General features: G+C 48.4%; 9 protein-coding genes. 7 read left to right on the forward strand and 2 right to left on the reverse strand.

Annotated elements, in window-relative coordinates; all coding sequences use genetic code 11:
• Positions 1–341: 341 nt before the first annotated feature.
• The 7 genes from gloA2 (at position 342) to A596_RS18010 (ending at position 9,919) form a co-directional block, all read left to right on the forward strand.
• Complete coding sequence (gloA2, locus tag A596_RS17980; protein ID WP_039917560.1) at positions 342–761, forward strand: SMU1112c/YaeR family gloxylase I-like metalloprotein; 420 nt, start codon at positions 342–344, stop codon at positions 759–761.
• Positions 762–791: 30 nt separating this feature from the next.
• A complete protein-coding gene (locus tag A596_RS17985) occupies positions 792–1,724 on the forward strand; it encodes a polysaccharide deacetylase family protein (RefSeq protein ID WP_039917378.1) in 933 nt (310 codons plus the stop codon).
• A 69-nt stretch (positions 1,725–1,793) separates the two neighbouring features.
• Positions 1,794–3,311 carry a BAR domain-like protein A BdpA gene (gene bdpA, locus A596_RS17990; protein WP_039917381.1) on the forward strand — a complete coding sequence of 506 codons (1,518 nt, stop codon included), beginning with the start codon at positions 1,794–1,796 and terminating at the stop codon, positions 3,309–3,311.
• A 217-nt stretch (positions 3,312–3,528) separates the two neighbouring features.
• Complete coding sequence (locus A596_RS17995; RefSeq protein ID WP_084128590.1) at positions 3,529–5,865, forward strand: YfiR/HmsC family protein; 2,337 nt, start codon at positions 3,529–3,531, stop codon at positions 5,863–5,865.
• Positions 5,866–6,069: 204 nt separating this feature from the next.
• A complete protein-coding gene (locus A596_RS18000; protein WP_039917384.1) occupies positions 6,070–8,229 on the forward strand; it encodes a TonB-dependent receptor plug domain-containing protein in 2,160 nt (719 codons plus the stop codon).
• Between the two features lie 24 nt (positions 8,230–8,253).
• Entirely contained in the window at positions 8,254–9,072 is an 819-nt protein-coding gene (locus tag A596_RS18005) for a citrate synthase family protein (RefSeq protein WP_039917387.1), read from the forward strand.
• On the forward strand, positions 9,056–9,919 hold the full coding sequence (locus A596_RS18010; protein ID WP_039917390.1) for a hypothetical protein: 864 nt from the start codon (positions 9,056–9,058) through the stop codon (positions 9,917–9,919). Before A596_RS18005 ends, A596_RS18010 begins: the two co-directional genes overlap by 17 nt.
• Before the next feature lie 37 nt (positions 9,920–9,956).
• On the opposite strand, the gene A596_RS18015 is transcribed toward A596_RS18010, so the two are convergent.
• Both A596_RS18015 and A596_RS18020 read right to left on the reverse strand, forming a co-directional pair.
• Complete coding sequence (locus A596_RS18015) at positions 9,957–12,491, reverse strand: GGDEF/EAL domain-containing response regulator (protein WP_052417661.1); 2,535 nt, start codon at positions 12,489–12,491, stop codon at positions 9,957–9,959.
• A gap of 114 nt (positions 12,492–12,605) precedes the next feature.
• Entirely contained in the window at positions 12,606–14,414 is a 1,809-nt protein-coding gene (locus A596_RS18020) for a thiamine pyrophosphate-binding protein (RefSeq protein WP_152600223.1), read from the reverse strand.
• Positions 14,415–14,513 lie beyond the last annotated feature (99 nt).

Genomic DNA, 14,513 nt, shown 5'->3' on the forward strand with positions numbered 1-14,513 from the left:
TTTTATCCGCTCAATCCCGGTTATAACCGCCGTTACCATTTTTGGGTAATAGTTTGTCCATTCGGCACATGGGTCGCTTCTATCTGCCTGTTGCCGGCAGTTTTGCCCCCCGCAGCGGGGAAATCATCACAAAGACGGGTTAATATAAGGCCTCCAGGCAAATCCGGTGGGGTTCTCTCGCCGGATTTGGTTTAGTATCCGCTGTGGCTTTATTCATGATGGGTACAGCCTCGCCGTCGCAGCATAAGCCGCAACTGGCAAGTGTTCGCTGCAATGTTCCCCGATTAACCCTGGCGGCTGCCATTAATTGTGCAATGGCCATTAACCATAGGGCTATAGCTATGAACAACGTGCAACCCAAACTACATGCTGTACACCACGTTGCCCTGATTTGTTCGGATTATGAAAAATCCAGACATTTTTATGTAAATATCCTGGGGCTTGAGGTGTTGGCAGAAAATTACCGTGCCGAGCGTGCATCCTGGAAATTGGACCTGGCGTTACCCAACGGTACCCAACTGGAGCTGTTTTCATTCCCTAACCCACCGGCGCGGTCGTCGCAACCAGAGGCTTGCGGTTTGCGCCATCTGGCATTTGTAGTGCGCGACCTGAATGCGCTAATTGATTGGCTGGTGAGTCATCACATAGACGTGGAGCCAGTACGCGTGGATGAATACACACACAAACGTTTTACGTTTTTCAAGGATCCCGATGGTTTGCCGTTGGAACTTTATGAATTACCGGCAATATCGCACAACTAATTCCTATCAATTGCAAAGTGAGATGCGCTTGTGTTGAAACGCGTTTATTCGTTAATGGCTTTGGGATTGTTCTGTTGCCTCGGCGCCAATCAGGCAGGCGCACGCGAACTGGTGTTAGCATTTGAAAATACATTACAGGAGTCTACCTCACTGGATGCTATGGCGCGTTCACAAATGCTGGTGCGCAATTTGGCAATTGCCGGTGTTCCGCAAGCGATGTTTTTAATTAAAACGGAAAATATGGGCGCTAAGAACAGTGACCGTGTTGCGTTGTATAGTGATAAAGGGCACTTGCTGGTAAATGCTGGTCACAATCACAGTTTGGTGAGCAAAAGTGACCTCTATGCGTATGAGATTGGCATACTCAAGGCCAATCGTATTCTGGAGCAATTTTCCGGGTACAAAAAACATATTCATTTTTCTACGTTGCATGAAGTGGCTGATACAGGAATTCAGCGCGGACTGATTGAATTCTTGCGCGAGCGCGATTACCAACCAGCCTTCACCGGTTTTAATAACGCGCGTGGAATTGATGCGTATATTGATCAGCTTTACCAAAAGAAAATTCGCAACAATCGCCGCGTAGATATGGCAGCGCTGGAAAAAACCTATGTCGAATTAATGTTGCAACCCTTGCAGCGACAAGATGAATATCTTTTCAACATGCTCGGTTATTCCCCGCGCCAGGTACTGGTGATTCAGGAGAATGATTTGGCGGCGTATTTTATTGTGGCGTTGGTAGATGAATTGGTTGCGCAAGGCTGGACCATGATCGCTGCCGAAAAAGCGATGAATGACCCCCTGGTCAATCCTATCGCACAAGGTGGCTGGGGTGCGAATAGTTATCTCCACGGCTTAACCGGTTTGCCTGAATTACCGGTGGCTTACCCGCGTGTAATTGGCGAGCGGCAAGCGGGCGTTGATCGCTTGTTGCAACTACAGGTTCCGGGTTTTATTGAATAGTTTTTGTTTCATCGTTATCCATTTTTTTCATATTATTGAATTTATTTTTATCAGGTAGTAGAGGCAAGCATGCTGAAAAATACATCCCGTTTGATCGCACTCTTCGTTGCCAGTGCAATAGCGACGGGTGCCATGGCGCAACAAAAATCAGTGATTTTTAAAAACGGTTTTGATTCTGAAGCCGATACCAAAAAAATTGCTTTGTTGTATGGCGCAAAAACAGTAACCGAACAAGTACGCAACGGTACCGGTGCGGTGCAAATTGAAGAGGGCGAAGCGTCAATCCGTTCCCGCGTAAACTTAAGCGAGCAAGGCACACTGGAATTCTGGCTTAAAACTTCCACGCCTGCCACCCAATATAAAGTGACGGTACTGGTGGCGACCAGCCAGAATACAGATACCGGGTGGGTGCAAGTAGGGCAGGTAACCGGCAGCAATGCGTCGGCCGAATACCATGCCAAACGTATTTCCATCGATGATCCGGGCAAAAAATATTTGCGCCTGGATTTTGAAGTCACTAATGGGCAAGTGTGGATTGATGACCTGAGCGTAGAAAAAATCCTGCTGGACACCGCGTTGCAAAAAAACCAGGAAAAAGTTATTGCCGAAGTATTGGGCAAATTGCGCGATGATAAAAACTATCAGGTCCAGGCTGATGCGTTGCGCACATTGGGTAAAAATTACGCGGCCCAAATTGATGTGCAACGCCAGTACCTTGAATATGCGAATGGTATTTACTCCAGTGTTACGCTGGTTCTCGCCACGTCCGAGCGCGGAAAAATGGCCAACCCTTTGGGTTATCAAACTTTTAAAGGAATTGTAAATGATGTTCGCACTGTGGCATCGCCTATACAAAAATCGCGTATGGAATCATTGCTGAAACCGTTGGGGGATATTGCCACTGCGACTTTGAATGTGATGACGCAAGGTGCCTATCAGGCATTTGCCGAACCCTTTAAAACCATTGTGGCTACAACGTTTGATCGGGTTTCCTACGAAAATGCCGGTGTTGATCGCAAAGCGCGCAAATTTGCGGAAGAGAATGGTTTGAAAACATTTGCCAAGGCCGAGGGCTTCCTCGGTGAAGTAGAGAAAGAACTCAATACCGTAGTTGCGTTGGATAAAGACCTGATTGATATCCAGCGCGAAGTGGATAAATTCCGTAAAGACCTGGACAAGCATTTAAAAGAGTCGCTTATCGCCGGTGGCATGGGGCGCGGCCAGGAAAATTACAATCGTGTTATGAGTAAGGATGAGCCAACGCGCAACGAAGCATTGCAGGAAATTAACAATTATTTCACCCTGCAAGCGGAAAGCTATCAAAACCATTCCAGTTCAAACACCGAGTTTGTACAGTTTATGATGAAGGCGACTGGCACTATGGAAGAGACGCAAGTCTTTAAAGAGCGTTTCAATGTGATTGCGTCTTCGGTGATTACTTTCTACGATAAATTTGATCGTTCTGTCGCCAAAGACCAAAATCCCTTTTCCGATGACAAAGATCGCGCGCTCTGGGAATCCCACGCAGTAAAAGTTCGCGCGTATATTCAGGAATCCAAAGCCGCTTTTGCAAAAGCCTATATGTAACCCGCTTGTTAACGTAGCAATGTTAAAAACGCCCCATTCTTTAATGGGGCGTTTTTTTAACGTCGTCGCCAGTATTGGTGCTCTTGTGAAAACTTGTCGCGCGTATACCCAAATAGTCATTAACAAGCTATGCTTCCCCGAGCGATAATTTTCGCGCCGCTGTCGTTAGCGGTGAAAAATTTGTAACACGCTCACTCCTTTAATAAGACCTAATACAATGCTGACGTTACCCGGACGGTCATCAAATTTTTTTATTGCATGGCGAATTTCGCCAGAGCCCTTTCGTGTGGCTGTTTGTGCGTTGCTTTTGGCGACATTGCTGGTTTTTGTCCCCAGTGTTGCTTTCGCGCTGGATAAACAAAAAATAACCGTTTCCTATCTCTATAACTTCGCGAAAAATATTGAATGGCCTAATCAACAGGCTATGACTTCATTTGATATTGGTGTGTACGGCTCATACAGCCCGGCACTGATGGATGAGCTCAACGTATTAAAACAACGTGTCAAATTGCGCAACCTGCCTATTACAGTCACCCAGGTCAACCGCGTTGACTCCCTGGGAAAATATCACCTGGTGTATGTGGAGCAGGTGAGCGCCAAAACGATTAGTGATATTTACGATGCCCTTGAAGGCAAACCGATATTGCTGGTTACCCACGCGTATGACAATAAACAACTGGTGATGATTAACCTGGTTCCCACCGGGGATGATCGCCTGAAGTTTGAAGTGAATAAATCCAACATTATCAATCACGGGCTAACACCCTTACCTGAGTTGATTTTGAATGGTGGCACTGAAATTGATGTGGCCCGTTTGTATCGGGAAGGGCAGGCGTCGTTAGTCGCGTTACAAAAACAATTGCAAGGGCGTGAAAAAGCCCTGAATGAATTAACCCTTTCTATCCAGAAGCAGCAGGCTGCGACTGACCAGTTGCAAGCGCAAATGACCACGCTCAACCAAAATATCCAAAAGAGCGATGCGCTGATTGCCGAACAAAAACTGCAATTGCAAAACCAGCAAACACAAATTGAAGCCAGCACCCTGGAGCGTGAAAATTTATTGCGTGAAGTGGCACAGCGCACGCAGGAATTGGATGAACAGCAACAGCATTTGAATACAATTCGCGCAGAGATTGATACGCGCGAGAAGCGTCTGACGTATCTCAATAACACTATCCAATCGCAGGAAGACATAATCCATAAACAAAAAGCAGCGATTGTTGATCTGGATGAATTGGTTGATTCGCAAAAAGTCGCCCTGCGTTATTTGTGGGGGTCGGTTATTCTCGGTGCGCTGTTAATTGTTACTGTCCTGATTGCGTACACGGTCAAACGCCGCGATAACCAACGCCTGGCTGCACACAGCCAGGATCTACAAATGGCGCGTGACCGGTTGGCAATTGCCAAACGCAAAGCCGAAGACGCGAGCCAGGCAAAAAGTGAATTCCTGTCGTTAATGAGCCATGAATTACGTACGCCCTTGCAGGCCATTATTGGTTATACCGAAGTGGTTATCGAAGAATTGAATCTGATCGATGACGAACATCATGTAAAAGATTTAACACGTGTAATTACCAACAGCGAACGGTTGTTAAAGTTAATTAACGGGGTGTTGGATCTGGCCAAAATTGAATCTGGCCGTATGGATCTGGATTTAACCGAGGTGAAATTATCCAGCCTGGTTGATGAAGCGGTCGGGACGGTTGCGCCGCTGCTTGAACGCAATGCTATCCGGTTGTTGATGGATGTCGATGACGGTGAGTTTTTACCCAAGGCAGATCCGGAAAAACTGTTGCACATATTGATTAATTTATTGGGTAATGCGATCAAATTTGCGCCGAACGGCCAGGTGCGTATCAAGGCATATCATCAGCCCAAACGTATTTATATCAGCGTGGCGGATAGCGGCATTGGCATTTCTGCAGAACAACAAGCTGGAATTTTTGACCCATTCAAACAAGCGGATTCAGGTACGACCCGTAAATTCCAGGGCAGTGGCCTGGGGCTTTCCATTACCCGCCAATTGTGTGAATTGATGGGGGGGAGTATCCGTGTAGAAAGTGAGTTGGGGGCAGGTGCGAAATTTATTGTGGAGCTGCCGTTACCAATCAGTCCGGTAGCCGCCAACAAAATTAAAAATGATGTTGACGATATATTACCGCTCGCACCGACAACGCCCGCCGTTACAGAAGGTGAGCATGTAGTGATGATTGATGATGACCCGGCATTCCTGGATATCATGGCGCGCACGATTCGTGCTGAAGGTTATGAAGTGCATACGGCGAGTGATGCGGAAAGTGGCTGGCGTTTAATCCAGTCAGTCAAACCGCAAGTCATCACACTGGATTTATTATTGCCCGATCAGCACGGCTGGATTTTATTTGAACGTATTAAAGATGATCCGGATGTCCGTGATATTCCTGTAATCGTGGTATCAATGATCGAAGAGCGTAAACGTTTTAATCGCCAACCTGCTGAGGAATATTTAACCAAGCCGGTTAAACGCGAAACCTTGAAGTTGGCAATCCAGCGTCTCGCACCCCGTAAAAGTTAAGTCAATGGGCTTTGCTTTCATGCGAAGTTAAACTAGTCTTACGATTTCTTAGTGCAAAAAGTACTTACTCGCTATTTTTAGTGTTGAACAATAGCGATTGGGCAGTGTTACGGCTTATTGGTGTAGTTGGGTAGTAGTGGATTAGCAGTAGTGAGTGATTCAGTCAGCGGAGTGACGCAAGCCCTTTTTTAATAGGTTGTCATTATGCGCTTGTCATCCATGGCAAAATTTTCGCTGACGTTGCTCTCGGCTGCTATTTCATATGCAGCCGTTGCATCTACTGCTTCACCTCCCTCGTCATCTGAAGATTTTTATAATCTTTCCCTCGCCGAATTAGGGCAAATTCAAATTTCCATTGCGACGGGCAACAGTATTTCGTTAGACCGTGCACCAGCGGTAGCTACTGTAATTACCGCCAGCGAAATCCAGGCAATGGGCGCGCGCAATTTAAATGAAATATTGGAAACGGTGCCCGGTTTGCATGTTTCGCTGTCCAGTTTAAGCCGCCTGGATTCGGTGTATTCCATTCGTGGTATCCACACCGGATTTAATCCGCAAGTGTTGTTAATGATGAATGGTGTTCCGGTGCAATCCAGTTTGCAGGGCGGCCGGCCATCATTACTCCGTGTTCCCACTACCGGTATTGAACGTATTGAAATTATTCGCGGGCCTGGTTCAGCCGTATATGGGGCTGATGCTTATGCGGGCGTTATCAATGTTATTACCAAGGATGCCTCTTCAATCGATTCCACCCGTATGGGTGGCGGTGTAGGTTCATTTGGTGGCAGGGATGTATGGTTAACGACTGCCACTGAATTACATAATTGGAATGCGTCGCTAAGCCTCAGTTACCAGGAAAGCAATGGCGATAACAATCGTATGGTTACAACGGATATCCAATCAACCCTGGATAGGGTTTTTGGAACCAATGCATCGCTTGCCCCGGGCGCTTTATCAACACGCTATCAAATCCTGGACACCCATCTGGCACTCACACGCGAGCGAACCCAGATTAATATGTGGAGCTGGGTTTCCAACGACGCTGGCATCGGTGCCGGTGGAGCCCAGGCGCTGGATTTTAATGGCAACGATGAAAGCAATCTTTTTCTAATCGATGGAACACACCATTTTGATAACGCCGATGGCGAGTGGGACAACAGTGTTCGCTTGAGTTATCTCTATTACGATTTACAAACACGGTTTTCTTTATTTCCCGAAGGCGCCGTGATACCCATTGGTGGCGACGGCAATGTCAACGCGGTTGACCCAGTGGGTATTGTGTCATTTCCTGATGGGTTAATCGGGCAGCCCGGGCAGGAATCGGCGGACACCCAAATAGATATGATTTCCATCTATTCCGGTTGGGAATCACATCGCCTGAGAATTGCTGCCGGCTCTAAACATCAAACACTCGAAGCGCGCGAATATAAAAATTTCGGCCCGGGTGTGATTGATGGCAGTATTCCGGTGATCTCCGGCAATGTCACCGATGTGAGCAATACTGATTATGTTTTCCTGGCGAAAAGTTCACGCACCATTGGTTATCTTTCATTGCAAGACGAGTGGCAAATTACGTCTGCATTGGAGCTGACAACCGGTGTTCGTTATGACGATTATTCTGATTTCGGCGGCACCACTAATCCGCGTATTGCGCTGGTGTGGTCGGGCACCGAACAATTGACTACCAAGTTGCTATACGGCAGTGCTTTCCGTGCACCTTCGTTTATGGAGCAGGGCTCAAAAAATAATCCGGTGCTGCTGGGGAATCCGGATTTGGATCCGGAAAAAATAAATACACTCGAACTTTCATTTAATTACCTGGTAACACCAGACCTGCAAACGTCACTGACACTATTCAATTATGAAGCTCGCGATATGATCGAGTTTGTGTCGGAAAGTGTGGTCAATATTAAAACTGCACAAAACGTGCGCGATCAGGATGGTGAAGGTTTTGAATTGGAATTCAATTGGAAACCTAAACCCTCATTGCATTTTTCAGGCAGTTATTCCTACCAGGATGGGCGCGATGTTGCCACTAACCGCCCGGTTGCCGACGCGCCCGGGCAACAAATAAAAATGAATATGAATTGGGAGTTCGCTCCGTCCTGGACTGCAAATGGCCAATTGATTGTTATTGCTGACCGCGAACGCCGTGAAGGAGATTTGCGCCCTGCAATTGATGATTACGCGTTACTGGATTTTGCAATAAAGCGTGAAAATATTTTTCCGCAGCTGGATGCTGCCCTCGTATTTAAAAACCTGGCTGATGCCGATGCCCGCGAGCCCAGCAGTGGTGAAATTGCGGATGATTATCCGCTGGAGTCGCGCAGTGTCTGGTTACAATTAAGTTATCAATTCGATTAACGTATTCCCCCCAAGTGAATGTAAATGCAAGAACCCAAACACGATCAGGTGCGCAGCCGCAATGAACCTTTTGTGGCCAAAACTGTTACCCGCATATGGCATGAAACGCCGGATGCTGATAATCCATACATCGCTCAAGCGGCTTCCTGCCATGGGTACGATTTGCTGGAGCTGATGGATAAGCGTTCATTTGCCGATGTGTTTTATTTGTTATTTCGCGGCGAATTACCAACACCGGCGGAAGTGCAACTATTCCAGGCGCTGATGATTGGTTTGATAAATCCCGGTCCACGCCACCCTGCAACGCGCGCTGCCATGAATGTAGGGGTGGGTAAAACGAATCCCCTGCATATTTTACCAATCGCCAGCGCGGTGCTTGGGGGCGATTACCTCGGCGGTGGTGAAATAGAAAATGCCATGCGTTTTTTGCGCAAACATCATTCCACACCGGCACAGGAATTTTGTGCGCAATGGCGCGATGCAGGCGCATCGCCCGAGAGCCTGGCTACACACGGCATTTATGGTTTTGGCCAAAAAAATGGTGGTGTGGATTTATTAACCCGATCAATCGCAGAACATTTACTCTCATTGCCGGGCGCAGGCAAATGTTTGCGGTGGGGGCAGCAATTGGCAAATAGTTTACAGTCTTTTGGAATGGGTTGGTTAAGTACGGGCGTTGCCGCTGCCGTGTTTGCCGATTTGGGTTTTCATCCGCGTGCGGGCGGTAGCTTGTTTCAATTACTCGGTGCGCCCGGTTTGGTTGCCCACGGTTTGGAATTAGCCAACAAGCCTATTACAGCAATGCCTTTTGTGAGTGATGACAATTATGTTATCGAACGCTAATACCCCGCCTGTGGTTTCGTCCAACACCGACACAAATGTTGTCGAATTCCTCGATCAGCAACGCGGAAGAATTGTCAGCAACACTGGCGGCTGGTTTCCCGGCAAAGGCGTCTTCGCCCACGGTTATTCCATGCTGGAAGAATTGGTCGGCGTGAAATCGTATTTCCAGATTTTAATTCTCAACGCGACCGGAAAATTAGTCAGCAAGGAATTAGCAGATTGGGTTGAGGCAATTTATGGTTGTTTAAGTTGGCCTGACCCGCGCATTTGGTGCAATCAAATTGGTGCATTGGCCGGTGCTGCACGTACCTCGGTTGTAGCCGCCACCACGATCGGCTCACTTGCTGCTGATTCCCGCTCCTATGGCCCTTACACATTGCTGGATGGTTTGCGCTTTATCCAGGATGCGCACGCACAATTTTTAGCGGGCGCGACCGCTGAAGAAATTGTGCAGCGTATTACCGCGGCCAATCGCGGCAAACCCTATATTGTTGGTTATATTCGTCCTATCGCCAAAGGTGATGAGCGCCTTGAAGCGATGGAACGCTACGCAAAAAAATTGGGTTTTGCTATCGGCTCGCATCAAACACTGGCTTATGACATCGAAAAAATATTAATGCGCGAGTTTGACGAGGGCATGAATATTAATGGTTATATGTCCGCCTTTTTATCGGACCAGGGATTTACGCCGGAAGAGGTGTATCAAATGTTTGCCGCGATGGTGGCGAGTGGTGTGACCGCTTGTTACCTGGATACTTACCGTCGTCCACCCGATACTTTTTTACCGTTGCGCTGTGACGATATTGATTACCAGGGGCCGGCAGCGCGTAGCGTCCCCCAACCTTGAGTGATAGCAGCGTTGCTATCACTCAATGCGCCCTAACTTATGCTTGGGACGCTTCGGTTTTGTTGTGCTGCAGTAGTATTTTTTCCACCGGCAATGGATGCCCGATGTGATAACCCTGCACAAAATCCACACCCATATCTTTCAGTATTTCCAGGATTGCTTCGTTTTCGACATATTCGGCCACGGCTTTTTTGCCGAGCGCCTGGATAACCTGGATCATGGATTTCACTAACGTCTGGTCAATTTGATCGCGGTGCAAATTCTGGATAAATGAGCCATCAAGCTTGATGTAATCTGCAGGCAAATCTTTTAAATACGCAAAGCTGCTAAAGCCTGAGCCGAAATCATCCACCGAAAAACTGCAACCGAGCTTGTGTAAATCAGCAATCACTTTCTGGGTGATGTGTAAATTGAACAAGCTGGCGCTTTCCGTTAATTCAAAGGTAATGCGCTTGGGGTTTACGCCGGTTGCATTGAGGTTTTCCAGAATGCTCGGCGTGAGGTTTTCATCTTTAAATGCCTGCGCCGATAAATTGATGGCGATATGATTCAGTTCCGGGTGTTTATGCAAAGTGTGGATGGCTAGCTTGATGATCCAGCGATCCAGCAAATGCATTTCACCGGCGGATTCCAATGCGGGAATAAATGTATCCGGCCCTACAATACGCCCATCGGTTTCCCGCAGGCGCACCAGCGCTTCATAATAGGAAACGCGATTATTTTTAATATCAAAGATTGGCTGGAAGTAGAGCACCATGCGATCTTCCATAATCGCTTTGCGAATTTTTTGCGAGGTGTTAACCGAGTGACGCAACTCGTCGCTCTCGCTGTCGAGTGGATCGTATTGGTGAATCAGGTTGCGCCCACGCCCTTTGGCAACGTAGAGCGCAATATCGGCGCGCATTAAGTGTTCTTCAGGATTATTGGTGCTGCCATCAATCAGTGTTAAACCAATACTGCTGCCCAGGCTGATGCGTTGCTCCTGCAACTGGAATGTAAATTCCGCCACAATTTGCTGGATATTGCGCGCAAATTCGTACACTTCATTAGCTTTAATATCGCGCAATAAAATCGCAAATTCGTCGCCGCCCAGGCGACATAAAATATCGGTGCCGCGAATACGTTTGCTGAGCAAGTGCGACATTTCCCGCAGCACTTCATCGCCTTTCTGGTGGCCGAATGTATCGTTAATCACCTTAAAATGATCGAGATCCAGATACACCAGCGCATGCTGGCGATTATTGCGCACGGAATCGGCAGTGAGTTGCGCGAGTGTGGATTCAAAGAAATGGCGATTGTATAAACCGGTTAATGAGTCGTGCATCGCCAGGTATTTTAATTGCTCCTGGGATTCGCGCCGCTCGGTAATATTGTCCAGGCAGATAGTGAGGTTTTCGGAACCTTGTAATTTGGTGGAGCGGCTGATCTTGAGTTGCACCCATAATTTTTGGCCGCGGTAATTGCTCAGGCACAATTCAAATTCAGGGCAGGGTTTATTGTGTTGCAAGGATTTACGGATTTTGCTTTTAAATAACGTGTATTGGCTAAAGTCTTCGTTAGAGACAAATGTTTCCAGTGGTTTTCCCAGGCATTCGCTGATTGAAAATCCCATCATGGTTTCCCATGCCTGGTTTAGGTATTGGATATTAAAATCCGCATCCAGCTCCATGACTACCGATTGCAAATCGTTGAGCAATTGGTGATGGCTTTCATAGAGTGCGCGATATTCGCGCTCGCGTTCCTGCACGGTTTTTACCCGCTCGGCAAACTGCGCGTTGCTAACTAAATAGTCATCGCGGTGAATGGCGATATCGCACACTTTGCGCAGTTGTTCGGCGCGAAATGGTTTGGGCAGAAAATCTACCGCGCCTAGCAGCATTAATTCCTCGGCCTGGTCGATGGTGGTATGTGCAGTCATCATCACGATCGGTTGGTTTGGATCTATGTTCTGGATTTCTATCAGGATATCGCGCCCGGATAGCTTGGGCAGCATTACATCCAGCAGGATTAAATCCTGGCGGCCTTGTATCCAGGCTTGCAAGCCGACATCACCTTCGCTGGCAAATTCAATATCAAATGATGCGGAGAGAAAACGCCGAATTAATTCGGCGGTATCAGGTTCATCCTCTATAACTAACAAGCGTGGTTTTGCTGTTCCGGCCTGTTGCTTGCGCGTTAAGCTTTTCACCAGCGGGGGTAGTTGGGCAATGTGTTCGAGTGGTAATAATTGGTTGATGCCATATTCGCGCGCAGTCACTTCGGCAATGCGTTCACACCAGGTCTGCGCAGTGATGACGATGGGCAAATCGATGCGGCATAATAAAATCCCGCTGCGTACCAAACGTGAAAGCCTCCAGCCATCCAGGTCGGGAATATCAATATCCACAATCAATAAATCGATGGTTTGCTGGCGCAATACACGCAGGGCTTTTTGAGCGGAATCGACACAAATGGTGGTGGCTTGTGCAAGTACTTGCAGGCTGGCATCAATGGTGGCCAGCGCTTGGGAATCGTTATTAACGATGAGTATGTTAATAGGCGAGTCAGGTTGATTGGTGTTATTGGGTAACACGCATAAATCTCCGAATTAATATCCCTTTAGCCTAGCATAAACCGCTGTTTTCTTTTTTATTCTGGGACAAACTGCCCGCGGATTCTTCCTTGCAGAAAACGGTTTGACCGGGTGCTAACCACCCGGTGTTGCAGAGCCATTGACTGCCAGACCTTTGATTCGGTCACCCATCGGGGGGACTTCATTGCGGTCTATGCGTACATCCAGAAGTGTAGGCCCTTTTTTACTAAAAAGCGCCTGATAATCCACTTGATCGAGCTGCGTCGGGCAATCGATAACGATACCGTCCACGCCCATGGATTTGGCCATTAGCGCATAATCAACGGTATTCAATTCCCAGCCGATAGATTCCTGCTGGCCCAGGCGTTGGCCGTGCATCACCATGCCCATGGCGGCGTCGTTTAAGACCAGGAATACAACCGGTAATTGTTGTTGGGCGGCAACAGTAATTTCTTGCGCGCTCATCAGGTAAGAACCATCGCCCACGATGCACAGGGTAGGGGCCATGCGGTTGCCAATGGCAGAGCCGATAGCGGCACCAATTGACCAGGCCATGGAACCATAACCCATTGCAATGCGATACAGGCCGGCACTGTTGCTGCGACTCAGGTAGTGGGTGGCCCAGGACCAGCCGTTACCGGCATCGACGAATATGCGGGTGTCTTCAGGTAACTGGCGGGATAAATGGCTCATCAGGCGCTGGGGCTTTACCGGGCGCTCATCGGAGTAACATTTGCTTTCATCGGCGAGGGTAAAAAAGCCGCCGTTGGCATTGGGGGTGGAACTGGTTCCCGGCAGGGTTTCCCATTTGCGGCCCCACTTGCGTGCTTCGCGCACTTTTTCCAATAAGCGCGTGAAAATCACATCGATATTGCCGAACACATGCAAATTCGCCATGGGCGAACGGGTGAAGTGTTCAATGGAAGAATCTATATGTACCAGCTTGGTGTTGAGCAGGTCATCTTTCCAGCCGCTGGTGCCCAGCTCGCCCAGTTCGGTACCGACCGCGAGGATCAGGTCCACGTCTTTGCTTTGCAGCAGGTTTTTGGCGCTTTCATGGCCGGCAAAACCATATACACCGCGATAGAGCGGGTGGTGTTCATCCACCCAGGTTTTACCCATAGGGCCAGTCACAAAGGCGGCGCCAGTCAGTTCGATAAACTCCATAATCTGCGCGCTGGCTTTACCAACGCCATTGCCGATATACATGACCAGATTGTCGACCCGACCCAATTTTTCACCGAGGCGGGCAATGGCAGAATCATCGGCCATGGCGAAATCGTGGACGAGCAGATCGCTGTGAATATGAGCCTTGATCGTTGCCGGTGAGCGCAACACGTCGGCTGGAATACTGATATGTACCGGCCCGTTAGGTTTACGATGCGCGGCCATAATGGCGGAAACCAGTTTGCTTTCCAGCTGTTCGTGATGGGATACCAACGTATTGAACTGGGTTACGTAGCGGAACATGCCGACAGTATCAATCGCGGTGCAGCTGGATTCCTGCAACGCGCGCTTGCCGAATTTGGGCAGCGGTGTCTGGGCGGTAATCACCAGCATTGGCACTTCATCAGCCAGTGCAGACGCAACACCGGTAATCAGGTTGGTTGCGCCCGGGCCTGTGGTGGCGCACACCACGCCCATTTTTCCGGTTTCGCGCGTGTAACCGTCGGCCATAAACGCAGCACCGCATTCATGGCGGGCAACAACCAGGCGCGGCCCACCACGCCTTTCGCTACGGGCTAATGAATTGAGCAGAGGCTCAATAGCGCCTCCCGGCACACCAAATACGGTATCGATACCCATTTGATGCAGGTAATCAACGATCAAATCAGCGTAGGTGGTGGTGATTCCAGGTTGGGTGAGCGACTCTGTATCAGGTAATTCAGGGGCAAGATAAGGGATGTTAACGAGCTGTAGCATGGACTTCGCACCTTGTTCCAAAAGTGAGTGGTCCATCACAGTTGATAGGTTCTAAGTATGCTGCACAATATATACCAATGATGAACTATGTGCCACTCA

The organism is Cellvibrio mixtus subsp. mixtus J3-8 (assembly GCF_000766945.1).
GTDB lineage: Bacteria > Pseudomonadota > Gammaproteobacteria > Pseudomonadales > Cellvibrionaceae > Cellvibrio > Cellvibrio mixtus_A.